Origin of the sequence: Aminobacter carboxidus, from assembly GCF_014863355.1 — a bacterium.
Taxonomy (GTDB): domain Bacteria; phylum Pseudomonadota; class Alphaproteobacteria; order Rhizobiales; family Rhizobiaceae; genus Aminobacter; species Aminobacter carboxidus.
This window is the reverse complement of record NZ_JACZEP010000003.1, coordinates 174,896-189,439: the sequence shown is the minus strand read 5'-3', so window position 1 is coordinate 189,439 and position 14,544 is coordinate 174,896. Positions and strand designations below refer to the sequence as shown.

The window sequence follows — 14,544 nt, the reverse complement described above, 5'->3', positions numbered from 1 at the left end:
TCGGGAGGACCATGAAATGGAACATCAGCTTGTCAGGTCCACGGCACAGCGACTGCCGTTCGATCCTGCCTACGACCCGGTCCACGCGCCCAATCCTGGTGCTGGCAAGGACTACGCGCCAACCTACTGGATCGCCACCGCCGGCCCGCAGCCGCAGGACGACGGTCCTGTCACACAGGACATCGACGTCGACGTCGCCATCATCGGCTCAGGCTATACCGGCCTGTCCTGCGCCATTCATCTCGCCAAGGAGCACGGCATCAAGGCGACGGTGCTGGAAGCCAATGGCGTCGCCTGGGGCTGCAGCACGCGCAATGGCGGCCAGGCACAGATTTCCGCCGGGCGCCTCAAGCGTTCCCAATGGATCGAGCGCTGGGGTGTCGACGTCGCCAAGAAGATGCATGTCGAAATATCGGAGGCCTTCGACCTGTTTCGCGACTTGATCCGTTCACCCGAGATCGACTGCGATCCGCAGGATGGCGGCCACCTTTACATCGCCCATCGCGACAAGGTGCTGCCGGCCCTGGAAAAGGAGACGCGGCTGCTCAACGAGGTGTTCGGCTACCGCGCCCGCATGATCGGCCGCGACGAAGTCCACAGCGATTTCGTCCGCGACGCCGAGGCCAAGGGCGCGATGTACGAGCCCGACGGCATCGGCATCCATGCGGCCAAGCTTGCCTTCGGCTATCTCAAGCTTGCGCGCAAGCTGGGTGCGAAAGTGCACACCTCGAGCCCGGTTGTCGGCAGCGAACTCAAGGGTGGCGTGCATCATCTGCGCACGCCAGGCGGCATCGTCAGGGCGCGTGCGGTCTGCATCGCCACCGCCGGCTACACCTCGCCCGGTTTGCACGACCTGACCCGGCACAGGCTGATGCCGATCCTGTCCAACTCGATCGTCACCCGGCCGCTGACATCGGGCGAACGGCAGGAGCTGAACTTCCAGACACACATTCCACTGACCGACACGCGGACATTGCGCCACTACTACCGCATGCTGCCCGACGGTCGCGTGCAGATCGGCAGCCGTAGCGCCATCACCGGGCGGGACGCGGTCAATGCAAGTCACCTCTACCGGCTGCTCGAAGGGCTCTACCGCAAGTTTCCGATCTTGCGCGGCATCGAGGTCGATTACTCCTGGTGGGGCTGGGTCGATGTCAGTCACGACATGATGCCGCGCGTCTTCCGCCCAGATCCGAAGCAGCAGCTGTTCTACGCCATGGGCTATGGCGGCAACGGCGTCATGTATTCCGCCCAGGCCGGCCGCCGCATGGCCCAGATGGTTGCCGGCAAGGGCGGCGCGCTCGACCTGCCGATCTTCACCTCGCCGCTGCCGAGCCACGGGCTGCTGACGCCGTTCCGGCGGCTCGGCCAGTGGGGAATGTACCGCTGGTATTACCTCAAGGACGAAATCCTCTAGCCCTCCCAAGGCCGACTTGCCCCCCATCGAAAGGAACCAGAAAATGAAAATGACCACCGAAGAAGCATTCATCAAAGTCCTCCAGATGCACGGCATCGAGCACGCGTTCGGCATCATCGGCTCGGCCATGATGCCGGTGTCGGACCTGTTCCCCAAGGCCGGAATCAAGTTCTGGGACTGCGCCCACGAGACCAACGCCGGCATGATGTGCGACGGCTTCAGCCGCGCCACCGGCACCATGGCGATGGCCATCGGCCAGAACGGCCCGGGCGTCACCGGCTTCATCACCGCGATGAAGACCGCCTACTGGAACCACACGCCGATGCTTATGGTGACCCCGCAGGCATCCAACAAGACCATCGGCCAGGGCGGCTTCCAGGAAGTCGACCAGATGGCGATGTTCGAAGAGATGGTCTGCTACCAGGAAGAGGTGCGCGACCCCTCGCGCATTCCCGAAGTGCTCAATCGCGTGATCGAGAAGGCCTGGCGCGGCTGTGCGCCGGCGCAGATCAACATCCCGCGCGACTACTGGACCCACGTCATCGACGTCGACCTGCCGAGCATCGTCCGGCTCGAGCGGCCATCGGGCGGGCAGCAGGCCATCGCCCAGGCGGCCAAGCTGCTATCCGAGGCAAAGTTCCCGGTCATCCTCAACGGTGCCGGCGTGGTCATCGGCGAAGCTATCGCGGATTCGATGGCGCTGGCCGAACGGCTCGACGCGCCGGTCTGCTGTGGCTACCAGCACAATGACGCCTTCCCAGGCAGCCATCGGCTTGCCGCCGGCCCGCTCGGCTACAACGGCTCGAAGGCTGCGATGGAGCTGATCGCCAAGGCTGACGTCGTGCTGGCGCTCGGCACCCGCCTCAACCCGTTTTCGACGCTGCCTGGCTACGGCATCGACTACTGGCCGAAAAATGCTTCGATCATCCAGGTCGACATCAACGCCGACCGCATCGGCCTGACCAAGAAGGTGTCCGTCGGCATCTGCGGTGATGCCAAGCAGGTCGCCCGCCAGATCCTCGAGCAGCTGACGCCGTCGGCCGGCAATGAAGGCCGCGAGCAGCGCAAGGCGGCGATCCACCAGACCCGTTCGGCCTGGCTGCAGCAGCTGTCGTCGATGGATCACGAGGATGACGACGTCGGCACCGAGTGGAATGCGACCGCCCGTCTGCGCGAGGCCGACCGCATGTCGCCGCGCCAGGCCTGGCGCGCCATCCAGGCAGCCCTGCCCAAGGAAGCGATCATCTCCACCGACATCGGCAACAACTGCGCCATCGGCAACGCCTATCCAAGCTTCGAACAGGGCCGGAAGTACCTCGCACCGGGCATGTTTGGTCCCTGCGGCTACGGCTTCCCGTCGATCGTCGGCGCCAAGATCGGCCGTCCTGACGTGCCGGTGGTCGGTTTTGCCGGCGATGGCGCCTTCGGCATCTCGATGAACGAGATGGGAGCGATCGGCCGCGAAGGTTGGCCGGCGATCACCATGGTGATCTTCCGCAACTACCAGTGGGGCGCCGAAAAACGCAACACGACGCTTTGGTACGCCAACAACTTCGTCGGCACCGAGCTCAACCCCAACCTCAGCTACGCCAAGATTGCCGACGGCTGCGGCCTGAAGGGTGTCGTCGCCGACACGCCGGCGGCGCTGACGGCGGCGTTGCACAAGGCGATCGAGGATCAGGCCAAGGGCGTGACCACCTTCGTCGAGGTCATCCTCAACCAGGAGCTCGGCGAGCCTTTCCGCCGCGACGCGATGAAGAAGCCGGTGCCGGTTGCCGGCATCGAGCGTTCCGACATGCGGCCGCAGCAGCTCGCCTGACCTCGCGACACCCCTCGCCTGCCCGGTCCGCCGGGCGGGCGAGACACCGCACACCATGACCGGGAATGAACCGATGAACACCGCCGCCGCAACACAACGCTTCAACGGCCTGCCTTCGGTGGTGCAGACTTACTGGCCCGGCCTCGCGGTCACCGGTGCGGTGGCGATTGCCGCCCAGTTCCTGTCCGACCATTACGGGGCGCCGGCCATGCTGATGGCGCTGCTGCTCGGCATCGCCTTCCACTTCCTGTCCGAGGAAGGCCGCTGCGTCGCCGGCATCGACTTCTGTGCCAAGAAGGTGCTGCGCATCGGCGTCGCCCTGCTGGGCATGCGCATCAGCGTCGATCTGCTCGTCGGGCTCGGCGCCGGCACCATCCTGCTGCTGGTCGCTGCCATTGCCGCGACCATCGTCTTTGGCCTGATCGCGGCAAAGCTGCTCGGTCGCGGCTGGCGGCTGGCACTGCTGACCAGTGGATCGGTCGCCATCTGCGGCGCGTCCGCTGCCATGGCGATCGCCGCGGTGCTGCCCAAGAACGAGTTCGCCGAACGCAACCTGATCTTCACCGTGCTGTCGGTGACGGTGCTGTCGACGCTCGCCATGATCGCCTATCCGATCATCGCCCAGACCATGGGGCTCGACGCGCGCGCCACCGGCATCTTCTTCGGCGGCACGATCCATGACGTCGCGCAGGTCGTCGGCGCCGGCTTCTCGGTGTCGCCGGAAGCCGGCGAAACGGCAACGCTGGTCAAGCTGATCCGCGTCACCATGCTCGCGCCCGTCGTGCTGATCTTCTCCATTGCCACGCGCAATGTGCCCCAGCCGGCCGGCGAGACAGGCAAGCGCCCACCGCTGCTGCCCGGCTTCGTCATCGCCTTCCTCGTCCTTGCCGCCGCCAACTCGTTCGGCCTCGTTCCCGAAGCCGTCTCGAAGATCGGCATGGAAGCCTCGCGCTGGGCCCTGCTGGCCGGCATCGTCGCCGTCGGCATGAAGACATCGCTGCGCCGCGTGCTCGAAGTCGGCGGCGACGCCGTCGCCCTGATCGTCGCCGAGACCATCTTCATCGGCCTCTTCATTCTCGCTGGCATCTACTATCTGGGGCACGCCTGATGAAACCGCTGGAACGCATCATCGCAACCGCGAAACAGGCGCCCAGGCGCATCGTCCTCCCCGAGGGCGAGGACCCACGCATCATCGAGGCCGCGATACGGGCCAAAGGCGAAGGCATCGCCGAGATCACACTGGTCGGCACCCGCAGTATCATCGAGCGGGAACTTGCGAATGCCGGTGAGAGCCAGCTGGATCTCCGCATCGAGGACCCAAAAACCTCGCCTCTCGCGCGACGCCTGGCCACTGCCTATTGCGACCTCCGCAAAGCCAAAGGCGTCGACGAGGCCGCAGCAGCCGAAGCGCTACGCTCGCCGCTCATCTTCGCGGCCATGATGGTGCGCGAGGGCGAGGCCGACGGTACCGTCGGCGGCGCCGTCGCCACCACTGCCGACACGGTGCGGGCAGCGTTGCAAACCATCGGCCGCGCCCCCGGCGTAGGCCTGGTGTCCAGCTTCTTCCTGATGATGCTGTGCCAGCCCCATCACGCCAAGAAGGGCGCTTTCGTCTTCGCTGATTGTGGCCTGGTGGTTGACCCCGATGCCGCCGGCCTTGCCGATATCGCCCGCATGTCCGCCCGCTCCTACGAAGCCCTGGCCGGCGCCCCGGCCAAGGTGGCGATGCTGTCGTTTTCGACCAATGGAAGTGCTGCCCACGAGCGCGTCTCGAAGGTCGTCGAGGCGACACGCCTGGCACACGCCGCCGACCCCGATCTCGTCATCGACGGCGAACTGCAGTTCGACACCGCCTTCGTCGAGGCCGTCAGCGCCTCCAAGGCGCCCAACTCGGCCTTGCACGGCGAAGCCAATGTCTTTGTCTTCCCCAATCTTGACGCCGCCAACATCGGCTACAAGATCGCCCAGCGCATCGGTGGGGCAGATGCCATCGGCCCGATCCTGCAAGGCCTCGCTAAGCCGGCCAACGACCTCTCTCGCGGCTGCACCGCAGAGGACGCCTTTCACATGATCGCGGTGACGGTGGTACAGGCACAAGCGCGATAAGGCGTCACTCCTCTCCGCCCTGCGGATAGGAGATGATCGACAGGAACCGGACCGGCAGCTTTGACAGCTGCTCGGGGCCATGCGGCGTGTCGGCTTCGAAGAAGAGGCTGTCACCTGGGGCCATGTGATAGAGCGTCGAGCCGTGGCGATAGGTGATCTCGCCTTCAAGCAGATAAAGGAACTCCATTCCCGCGTGCTGGAACAGCGGGAATGTGTCGGTGTGACTGGTAAGCGTGATGAGGTAAGGCTCGACGGACACTGCGCTGGATGCGGAGCCGATGTAGCCGAGCAGATTGTAATGATGACCGGCGCGTGTGCCGCGCCGTTCCACCTCGACCCCGGTTCCAGCCCGAACGAACACCGCGCTGCGCTCCTCCTCGAAGCTTCTGAGCAGCGCGGTCATCGGCACGCCCAGCGCCTGTGACAAGGCTTGCAGCGTGGTCAGCGACGCCGAGATGACACCGTTTTCGATCTTCGACATCATGCCGACCGAGATGTTGGCGGCACAGGCAAGCTCGGTTGCCGTCATGCCGTGACGCTTGCGACAGGCCCGTACCTCCCGGCCTATCGCGGCCTGCAGCTCGTTCTCCCCCGGCACCCGAACGGCGTGCGGGTCCTGTTGCAGCGGAACCGCACTGGCTTTCCGGCCAAGGCCAGCCCCGCCCTTTTCAGGGAAGCCGACGGGCCGAGCTTGGTGTAGGGGGATTGAAGCATTCATCGTGGCACCTCCGTTGAGCATTGCGTGCCGCCAGGCTCGCGCCGCAGCAGACGGCCTCTCAGACGAGGCCGCTCACCACTCCGACGCCGGCAATGGCTGCAACCGCGCCGAGCGAACGAACAAAGAGCGCCCCTTTCGCGCTTTCCTTTCCATCGAGCAGCAAGCCACAGCCAAGACCGGCCGCGTGCAGCGCTGCAGTCGCCAGCACAAAACCCAGGCCATAGACCAGACCACTGGCACTCTCCGGCATCTCCGCACCATGGGCATAGCCATGAAAGACGGCAAAGAAGCCGACCAGCGCCATGGCGGCCGCCACTCCAGCTTGAAGGTTGAGTGCAACGACACCGCCAAGGACGACGATGGACAGTCCGATGCCGAGCTCGACGAAGGGAATGGCAATACCGGCAAGGCCAAGCATGCCGCCAAGCACCATCACCAATACAAAACTTGCCGGCACCAGCCAGCGCGCCCGCCCACCAAGCTGGGACGCGAACAGGCCGACCATCACCATGGCGAGCACATGGTCGAGTCCGCCGAGCGGATGGGTAAAGCCGTGGGCGAAGCCTTCGGCATGGCCGAGGCCGGTGTGAGCGCTGGCGAGGCCAGGTGCCAGTGCGAAGGCGGTCAGCGCTGCTGTCTTTACGAGAAACCTGGTGTTCATGGTCTGCTTCCTTTCATCGACGATTGGTCTGATATCGGGTCGTCATTTGCGCCGCGGTACGGGTCGCTGGCCGAAGGCTGCTGCTACGGCGAGCACGAACAGGCATTCGGCGATGCCGCGTGCCGCGATCGCATCGGCAGCCAGGCAGCGCACGCCCCAGCCAGCTCCGTTGGGCAGCGCGGTGATGCCCGCAATCTGGCGTTCCTGCCGACCGAGAGCGGCAAGCTCATCGGGAGTGGGGAGCCGGTCGGGCGCACCTAAGAGCATGAAGTTGGATGCGACCTTCCATTCGCCGATGGGCGATGCCGTCCCTGCGAGTTGCAAGCCGCAGACATCAAGATTGTCGCGGACGAGCAGCCGCCCGTCGGCGTCGCGAATGTCAACCTTCGCCTCCAGTCGGTCGAACGGACGCCCCCGGCCCTCCGGATCATGCAACGCGAAGGCGTCGGACAACAGCAACACCGCGCCAGGCGCCAGCGTTGCCCGGGTGACACTCGAACAGGCGGCACCGGGAAACAGCACCAGCGGGTCGGGCGTCAACGCGAGGAATGAACCGTCCTCCAAGACGATCTCCGTCGCCTGGTGAGCCGGCTGACCGTGGCAGTCGTGAACGACCGTCGCAGCCTGAGTGGTGACATGACCACTGGCGCCCGCCCCAACGTCAAAGCGGCTCAAAAGCCTGTCATCGCGGTACAGGCCGCCGGAGGAAGACTGCTGGTAGACCGTGAGCAGCGAAGGGATGGCAGCATCGAGCGCAAACGGCCGCGTCATGTGGAACGGATAGGAGACGTATTGGCGACCGATATGCGTACGCGCGCCGTGACGGGACAGCGCAAGCTCGAAGCGGCCGCTGCGCGCCGCGGATTGGGGCGGCTGCAGGGCATGAGCGACACGCGCTTGAGGCCAATGGCTCGTCATCTGAACAACACGTCGGCAACAATCCGATCGGCGATGGCGTCTATCCCGTCATTGCTGCGGCAATTGGTGAGCGCCATCGGCCGGCCTGCCCGCGCGGTCGCGGACTGCGCGGCCATCGCCGCAATGTCGACGCCGACATAAGGCGCGAGATCGGTTTTGTTGACGACCAGCAGATCGCATTTGAGCACGCCGGGACCGTTCTTGCGCGGGATGTCGTCGCCACCGGCGACGTCGATGACGAACATCCACCAGTCGACGAGGTCGAGCGAGAAGGTCGAGGCGAGGTTGTCGCCACCACTTTCGATCAGGATCAACTCGACATCCGGAAACAGAGCTTCCAGGTCATCGGCGGCGGCGATGTTGAGCGTCGGATCCTCGCGGATGACCGTGTGCGGGCAGGCGCCGGCCTCGACAGCGGCCACGCGTGCGGGGTCGATCAGGCCCGAACGGCGGATACGCTCGGCATCTTCAGCCGTCACCAGATCGTTGGTAACGATCGCCAGCGACACGCCACGCGCGGCGAAAGCCGGGATCAACCGTTCGATCAACGCGGTCTTGCCGGAGCCGACGGGACCGCCGATGCCGATGCGGGCAGCCCCGACGCGCGACGGTGACGGCGAATGTAAAGACGTCCTGGTATCCATGATGTCACCTCAGCATGTAGCGTTGGGTCAGTGGCAGTTCGTGAGCCGGCTCGCAGGTTGCCAGTTCGCCGTCGACAAAGACATCGAAGGTCTGCGGATCGACACGGATGTTGGGGCAGGCATCGTTGTGAAGCATGTCCTTCTTGGACAGGGCGCGATTGCCCCGTGAGGGCAGCAGCGCCTTCTTGAGATCGAGCGTCGAAGCGAGGCCGCGCTCGATCGCCAACGGATTGACGAAGCATGCCGAAAGCGCCTGCTTGGCGCGGCCGAAGGCACCCCATTGCGGGCGCAACAGCAGCGGTTCGCAGGTCATTAGCGAGGCAGCGCTGTCGCCCATGGCGCCCCAGGCGATGAAGCCCCCCTTGATCACCAGTTCCGGCTTGATGCCGAAGAAGGCCGGCCGCCAGATCACGATGTCGGCCATTTTGCCGTCCTCGAGCGAACCGACATGCTCGGCGATGCCGAAAGTGCGGGCGGCATTGATGGTGTATTTGGCAACGTAGCGCTTGATGCGCTCATTGTCGCCGAAGCGCGTCGCCTCCTCGGGCAGGCGGCCGCGCTGCTTCTTCATCTTGTCGGCGAGTTGCCAGGTACGACAGATCACCTCGTTGATACGACCCATGCCCTGGCTGTCGGAGCCGAGCATGGAGATCGCGCCGATGTCGTGCAGGATATCCTCGGCGGCGATGGTCTGGGCGCGGATGCGGCTTTCAGCGAAGGCGACGTCCTCAGGGATCGCCGGGTTGAGGTGGTGGCACACCATCGTCATGTCGAGATGTTCGTCAAACGTGTTGATGGTGTAGGGATTGGTCGGATTTGTCGACGATGGCAGGCACCACGGCACGCCGGCGACGCTGATAATGTCGGGGGCATGGCCGCCGCCGGCACCTTCGGTATGGTACATGTGAATGGTGCGGCCGTTGATGGCGGCGAGCGTATCCTCGAGGAAGCCGGATTCGTTCAGCGTATCGGTGTGGATCTGGACCGGGAAGTCGAGCTGGTCGGCCACTGTCAGGCAGGTATCGATAGAGGCCGGCATCGTACCCCAGTCCTCATGCAGCTTGAGGCCAAGGCACCCGGTTTCGATCTGTTCGACAAGCGACGCCGGCTTATGAGAATTGCCACGACCGAGAAAACCGAAGTTGATCGGCCAATGTTCGGCTGCCTGCAGCATCTTGCCGACATTGAACGGACCGCCGCAGTCGATGCCAACTGTGATCGGCCCGAGCGAGCCGCCAAGCATCGTGGTGATACCAGAGGCAATGGCATGGTCGCACAGTTGCGCGCTGTCGAAGTGCACGTGCACGTCGAGCGCGCCGGCCGTGGCGATCAGGCCCTCGCAATCGCGCACCGTGGTTGCCGCCGAGACGATGAGCCGCGGGTCGACACCGTCCATGATGGCCGGGTTGCCGGCCTTGCCGATGCCGACAATCTTGCCGTCCCTGATGCCGAGATCGCCCTTGACGATGCCGACGACGGCATCGATCACCGTCACATTGCAAAGCAGGAAGTCGAGCGCGCCCTCCGCACTTGTGACGCCGGCGGCAAGGCCCGCGCCATCGCGCAGCGTCTTGCCGCCGCCATGCAGGCATTCGTCGCCATAAACAGCGAAGTCCTTTTCGACGACGGCGACCAGCGAGGTGTCGCCGAGACGAAAGCCGTCGCCGGTGGTCGGGCCATACATTGCGGCATAGTCGCGACGTGAAAGGGTTGCCATGATCGTTCCTCCCTCAGGCGCCGCGGAAGCCGCGGGCGCGGGCGTTTTCAAGGGCAGCGGCCTTCACCGCCGCATCGTCGGCCACACCGTTCGACAGCCCATTGAGGCCAGAGAGCCGTTGTTCTCCGCCGAAGGTGGTGAGCGGAACATCCTTCTCCTGCCCCGGCTCGAAGCGCACGGCGGTGCCGGCTGCGATGTCGAGGCGCATGCCGAAGGCAGCCGCACGATCGAAATCGAGCGCCTTGTTGACCTCGAAGAAATGGTAGTGGCTGCCGATCTGCACCGGACGGTCGCCGGTATTGACGACCTTCAGCGTCAGCTTGCGCCGGCCGGCGTTGAGCTCGATGTCGCCTTCCTCGGTGATGATCGCGCCGGGTTCAAGATCGTCGGCAACAGCACCGGCCGCCGGCCGCAACGGCTCATGCACGGTGACCAGCTTGGTGCCATCGCGGAACGTAGCCTCGATCTGCAGCATCGGCAGCATCGCCGCCACCCCTGGCATGACATCAGCCTGGGTGAGAATGGCGGAGCCGAATGACATCATCTCGGCGACCGAGCGCCCTTCCCTGGCGCCTTCGAGTATCTCGTCGGAGATGATGGCAACGGCTTCGGGGTAGTTGAGCAACAAACCTTTGGCCCGGCGTTTGCGCGCAAGTTCCGCCGCCGTGTAGATCGTCAGGCGTTCAAGTTCGGTCGGGGTCAGCAACATGGCGTGTGCTCCTCATCAATTCGAAAACAGGCGCTGGCCGGAAGTGCCGTGCATGGCCACCGCGATCTCGCAAAGTGGCGTGAACGAACGCAGCGCCTCATCGTCGGCTAAGGGCCTGCAAGCCGCCGCTTCGATCTCGGGTAGCGCCCGGGCAATCGAAGCCTGCGCGTCGATGGCGCCGATCAAGCCGAGCCGCACAGCAGCTGTCGCCAGCGAGGCGACCATCTGGTAGCCGCCGATCGCGACAGCCGTCGTCTCATCGAGGCCGACTGCCTGCCACACAAGACCCTGGACAACAGCGAGGTGACCGCAGGCCTGGCCATTGCGAACCATCGCGCGATAGGCTGCTGCTCCCTTCGTTCCCAAGCGTCCATGTGTGGTCAGGAGAGCCGTGCCGTTGCGGCGCGAACCCGACCGCAGCCCCTCGACAAAGGTCGAGGCCTCGACCTCGCGGTCAAGTTCGGCAAGTGCGTCGAGATCTCCGGCAAGCCGGTGGGCACGGACCAGGGCGACGCGGTCGGCATTGGCCCAGCGATGACGTATCTGGGTATCGACGAAACCGGCGAACTCGAATACGCCCAGCTTCCCGGCAAGTGAAGACGACGCCTCGAGCCCTTGCGAGAAGGCAAATCCGCCTGAAGGGAACTGTCCGTCGGCGTGCTGGAAAGCGACGAGCAGTTGCACCGATGGGTGGTTCATTCCGCCACCTCGCTCATCTCGACACGACCGCCCGAAAGCAGTGGTTCGATGCGCGCGGCATAGGCCGAGGCAGGACCGTCCTGGGCGACCAGCAGGTCCTCGCCGTCGAAGCGGACACGCCAGTGAAGATTGCCGGCGTGATAGCCGAGCTCCAGTGCGTCGCTGGCCGAGCGCGGACTGAACCTCAGCCAGCGCTGCTCGCCGGCGCGCACGATCACCGCGCGATGATCGTCGAGCACAAGCACGGCGCCGTCATGCAGCTTCTGGTCGCGTGGCAAGGTGATGGCCACCTCCTCGCCCTTGTCGGTCCGCGCCATCAGCCGCCGCCGGTCGAGGTCGCCAACGGCAATGGTGACGAACTCCACCGCATGGTGATGCTCAAGATGGTGGATCGCCTCGTGCAAACCAGGATCCCTGCGGCTCCCCAGTACGCTTTCAATTCGAAGCATCTCAGTTACCTTTCTGCACTGAACCCATGGCGGGCATGATCGGATATCGGACAGGCGTGAACACGCGGCGGCGCTACAAGCTCATGTGCTTGTGGATCAGTTCATTGCTGAGATCGGCGGTTTGACCGGCCGCTGCGATCTGACCTTTTTCAAGGATTGCAAACCGATGCGCAGCGGTGCGCGCAAAGCGTATCTTCTGCTCGACGAGAATGATGGTCAAACCATAATCCCGGTTGAGCGACATGATCGCCTCTTCGATGTGCTCGACAATGTTGGGCTGGATGCCCTCGGTCGGTTCGTCAAGAACCAGGACGCTCGGGTCTGTCGCGAGCGCACGCGCAATTGCCAGCTGCTGCTGCTGACCGCCCGACAGGTTGGTGCCGCGCCGGTTGAGATGATCCTTCAGGAACGGAAACAGCGTCCACACCAGTGGCGGCACCGACGACTGGCCATCGGCGCGCGCGTTGCAGCCGAGCAGGATGTTGTCGAGCACGCTGAGCCCGGGCACGATCTCACGCCCCTGCGGAACGTAGCCGATGCCGCGCCGCGCCCGCTGATAGGTGAGATCGCGACTGATGTCGGTGCCTTCAAACTCGATGGCGCCCTTGGTCTGCACGCTGATGCCGAGCAGGCTGCGCAGCAGCGTCGTCTTGCCCACGCCGTTGCGGCCCATGATGCAGAAGACCTCGCCCTTGCGGATTTCAAGGTTGAGATCGTGGATGATGTGGCTGGTTCCGTAGAACACATTGAGGTCTTTGAACTTAAGCATGGCTGAGCGTCGCCGATCCAAGATATGCCTCGATTACTGCGGGGTTGTGTTCGATCTCCTCCGCGGTTCCCTCGGCGAGAACGGCCCCTTGGTGCATCACCGTGATCGTCCGGCAGATGCGGCGAACGAACGCCATGTCGTGTTCGATCACCAGCACCGTATGGCCACCGGCGAGATCGAGCAGGAGTTCGGCCGTCTTGTCGGTTTCGGCCGCCGTCATGCCGGCGGCCGGCTCGTCGAGCAGGATGATCTTGGGGTCCTGGCTGAGCACCATCGCCAGTTCGAGCCATTGCAGCTGGCCATGCGAGAGTTCCGATGCCCGGCGCTTCATCGAGCCGAGCAAGCCGGTCCGTTCGGCGACGGCGATCTCCTTGTCGCTCGGACCTGGTTTCACCCGGTCGAACAGGTTCTGGAAGACGCGGACGCGACGGTTGCTCGCCACTTGCAGGTTTTCCAGCACCGTCATGTCCTTGAAGACCGTCGGGGTCTGGAACTTGCGCCCGACGCCGCTGCGGGCGATTGCAGCCTCGCCGATCCCGGTGATGTTGCGATCGCGCAGCCAGATCTCGCCCTCGGAAGGCAGGGTCTTGCCGCACAGCAGGTCCAGCAAGGTCGATTTGCCGGCGCCGTTAGCGCCGATGATCACCCTGAGCTCGCCGTCGGCGATCGACAGGTCGACTTCGCGCACGGCGGGAAACTCGTCGAAGCGAACCGTCAGCTTCTGTGTTCGCAAGATGGGCGCGGCCGACACGGTCGCGACTTGAGATGCCCTATGAACGGCATTCATCGATTACACCTCCCTTGCGGACAGTTTGGTCTCGGCGAAGCCCTCGGCCTTGCCGGCATTGCCGGAGCGTTCGATGAAGGCCTTGAAAATCCCGGCGATTCCGTTCGGCATGAACAGCACCACGAAGACGAAGAGCAGGCCGAGGATGATCGGCCACACCGGCTGGAAGGTTGCGCTTTCGCTGGCAAGCGAACCGACGAAATTGACGATCAAGGCACCGATACACGCTCCAAGCAGTGACGCCCGGCCACCGGTCGCAGCCCAGATCACCATCGAAATGCTGAGTGACGTCGCCATCAGCGACGGCGTGGCGAATTCCGAGGTAAGCGTGAACAACATCCCCGCCAGGCCCGCCACGCCGGCCGAGACGCAGAAGATGAAAAGCTTGTAGTTCTCAACATCGTAGCCGAGGTAGCGAGCCCGCGCCTCGTCCTCCCGAATGGCCTTGAGCACCTGGCCGATGCGTCCTGTCAGCATGTAGCGGGCGAGCAGGATTACCGCGATCAACGTGAAGGCGACGGCGTAATAGGCGCTCGGGCCGTAGGGGTCGAACTCGAAGCCGGCGATCTCCAGCAGTGCCAGATCGGCCAGACCGTTGAAGCCGCCGGTCAGCGGCTGGTTGTTGACGATGAGCATTTGCCCGATGAGCGCGAAGGCCAGCGTAATGATGCTGACATAGACGCCTGTCGTGCGCCGCTTGAACATCACGTAGCCGATACCGGCGGCCAGGATGCACGGCACGACGATCCCCGCGATCATGCCGACCGCGATCGACCGGAACGGAATCCACAAGAACGAGCCTGTCGTGACACAGCACAAGTCGCGAACCGCATTGGGCTCCATGTTGAGCAGCATGAGCTGCGGTACCGGATTGTTTTCCGGTACGGCGAGGGTCAGCGACATCGCCAGCATGTAGGCGCCCATGCCGAAGAACAGGCCCTGGCCGAGGCTGAGTATGCCGGCATAGCCCCACGACATGCTGATGCCGATCGCGCAGATCGAATAGACGAGGTAGATCGCGACGCGGTTGGTCCAGAAGCTGTTGAGCACAAGCGGAAGCGCAAGCACAACGGCAAAGAAGACGACGTAGGCGATGATGGAAGCGGTGCGGTAAGTCATGCGCTCGTCCAT

15 protein-coding genes are annotated in these 14,544 nt (G+C 64.3%); 4 read left to right on the top strand and 11 right to left on the bottom strand.

What is annotated here, in order from left to right:
* Positions 1 to 16: 16 nt before the first annotated feature.
* The 4 genes from IHE39_RS12780 to pta all read left to right on the top strand — a co-directional run bounded on the left by IHE39_RS12780 (position 17) and on the right by pta (position 5,342).
* Positions 17 to 1,417: an NAD(P)/FAD-dependent oxidoreductase gene (locus IHE39_RS12780; RefSeq protein WP_192566713.1), complete on the top strand. Its 1,401-nt coding sequence runs from the start codon at positions 17 to 19 to the stop codon at positions 1,415 to 1,417.
* A gap of 43 nt (positions 1,418 to 1,460) precedes the next feature.
* On the top strand, positions 1,461 to 3,236 hold the full coding sequence (gene xsc, locus IHE39_RS12775; RefSeq protein ID WP_192566712.1) for a sulfoacetaldehyde acetyltransferase: 1,776 nt from the start codon (positions 1,461 to 1,463) through the stop codon (positions 3,234 to 3,236).
* 73 nt (positions 3,237 to 3,309) lie between these two features.
* On the top strand, positions 3,310 to 4,344 hold the full coding sequence (locus tag IHE39_RS12770; RefSeq protein ID WP_184770426.1) for a YeiH family protein: 1,035 nt from the start codon (positions 3,310 to 3,312) through the stop codon (positions 4,342 to 4,344).
* Positions 4,344 to 5,342 (top strand): phosphate acetyltransferase, encoded by a 999-nt coding sequence (gene pta, locus IHE39_RS12765; RefSeq protein ID WP_192566711.1) that lies wholly within the window; start codon positions 4,344 to 4,346, stop codon positions 5,340 to 5,342. Before IHE39_RS12770 ends, pta begins: the two co-directional genes overlap by 1 nt.
* 4 nt (positions 5,343 to 5,346) lie before the next feature.
* On the opposite strand, the gene IHE39_RS12760 is transcribed toward pta, so the two are convergent.
* The 11 genes from IHE39_RS12760 to urtC form a co-directional block, all read right to left on the bottom strand.
* Positions 5,347 to 6,060 carry a helix-turn-helix domain-containing protein gene (locus IHE39_RS12760; protein WP_192566710.1) on the bottom strand — a complete coding sequence of 238 codons (714 nt, stop codon included), beginning with the start codon at positions 6,058 to 6,060 and terminating at the stop codon, positions 5,347 to 5,349.
* Between the two features lie 58 nt (positions 6,061 to 6,118).
* Positions 6,119 to 6,721, bottom strand: coding sequence for a HupE/UreJ family protein (locus IHE39_RS12755; protein ID WP_192566709.1), 603 nt, complete (start codon positions 6,719 to 6,721; stop codon positions 6,119 to 6,121).
* Positions 6,722 to 6,763: 42 nt separating this feature from the next.
* Positions 6,764 to 7,639, bottom strand: a complete 876-nt coding sequence (locus IHE39_RS12750; RefSeq protein WP_192566708.1) for an urease accessory protein UreD — start codon at positions 7,637 to 7,639, stop codon at positions 6,764 to 6,766.
* Positions 7,636 to 8,283 (bottom strand): urease accessory protein UreG, encoded by a 648-nt coding sequence (gene ureG, locus IHE39_RS12745; RefSeq protein WP_184770421.1) that lies wholly within the window; start codon positions 8,281 to 8,283, stop codon positions 7,636 to 7,638. The genes IHE39_RS12750 and ureG overlap by 4 nt, the downstream gene beginning before the upstream one ends.
* A gap of 4 nt (positions 8,284 to 8,287) precedes the next feature.
* Positions 8,288 to 10,000 (bottom strand): urease subunit alpha, encoded by a 1,713-nt coding sequence (ureC, locus tag IHE39_RS12740; protein ID WP_192566707.1) that lies wholly within the window; start codon positions 9,998 to 10,000, stop codon positions 8,288 to 8,290.
* Between the two features lie 13 nt (positions 10,001 to 10,013).
* A complete protein-coding gene (locus IHE39_RS12735) occupies positions 10,014 to 10,709 on the bottom strand; it encodes an urease subunit beta (protein WP_184770419.1) in 696 nt (231 codons plus the stop codon).
* Positions 10,710 to 10,724: 15 nt separating this feature from the next.
* Positions 10,725 to 11,408 (bottom strand): urease accessory protein UreF, encoded by a 684-nt coding sequence (locus tag IHE39_RS12730; protein WP_184770418.1) that lies wholly within the window; start codon positions 11,406 to 11,408, stop codon positions 10,725 to 10,727.
* Complete coding sequence (ureE, locus tag IHE39_RS12725) at positions 11,405 to 11,857, bottom strand: urease accessory protein UreE (protein ID WP_192566706.1); 453 nt, start codon at positions 11,855 to 11,857, stop codon at positions 11,405 to 11,407. Before ureE ends, IHE39_RS12730 begins: the two co-directional genes overlap by 4 nt.
* 73 nt (positions 11,858 to 11,930) lie before the next feature.
* On the bottom strand, positions 11,931 to 12,626 hold the full coding sequence (gene urtE, locus IHE39_RS12720; protein WP_184770416.1) for an urea ABC transporter ATP-binding subunit UrtE: 696 nt from the start codon (positions 12,624 to 12,626) through the stop codon (positions 11,931 to 11,933).
* A complete protein-coding gene (gene urtD / locus IHE39_RS12715) occupies positions 12,619 to 13,413 on the bottom strand; it encodes an urea ABC transporter ATP-binding protein UrtD (protein ID WP_184770415.1) in 795 nt (264 codons plus the stop codon). Before urtD ends, urtE begins: the two co-directional genes overlap by 8 nt.
* A gap of 3 nt (positions 13,414 to 13,416) precedes the next feature.
* Complete coding sequence (urtC, locus tag IHE39_RS12710) at positions 13,417 to 14,532, bottom strand: urea ABC transporter permease subunit UrtC (protein ID WP_192566705.1); 1,116 nt, start codon at positions 14,530 to 14,532, stop codon at positions 13,417 to 13,419.
* Positions 14,533 to 14,544: the final 12 nt, after the last annotated feature.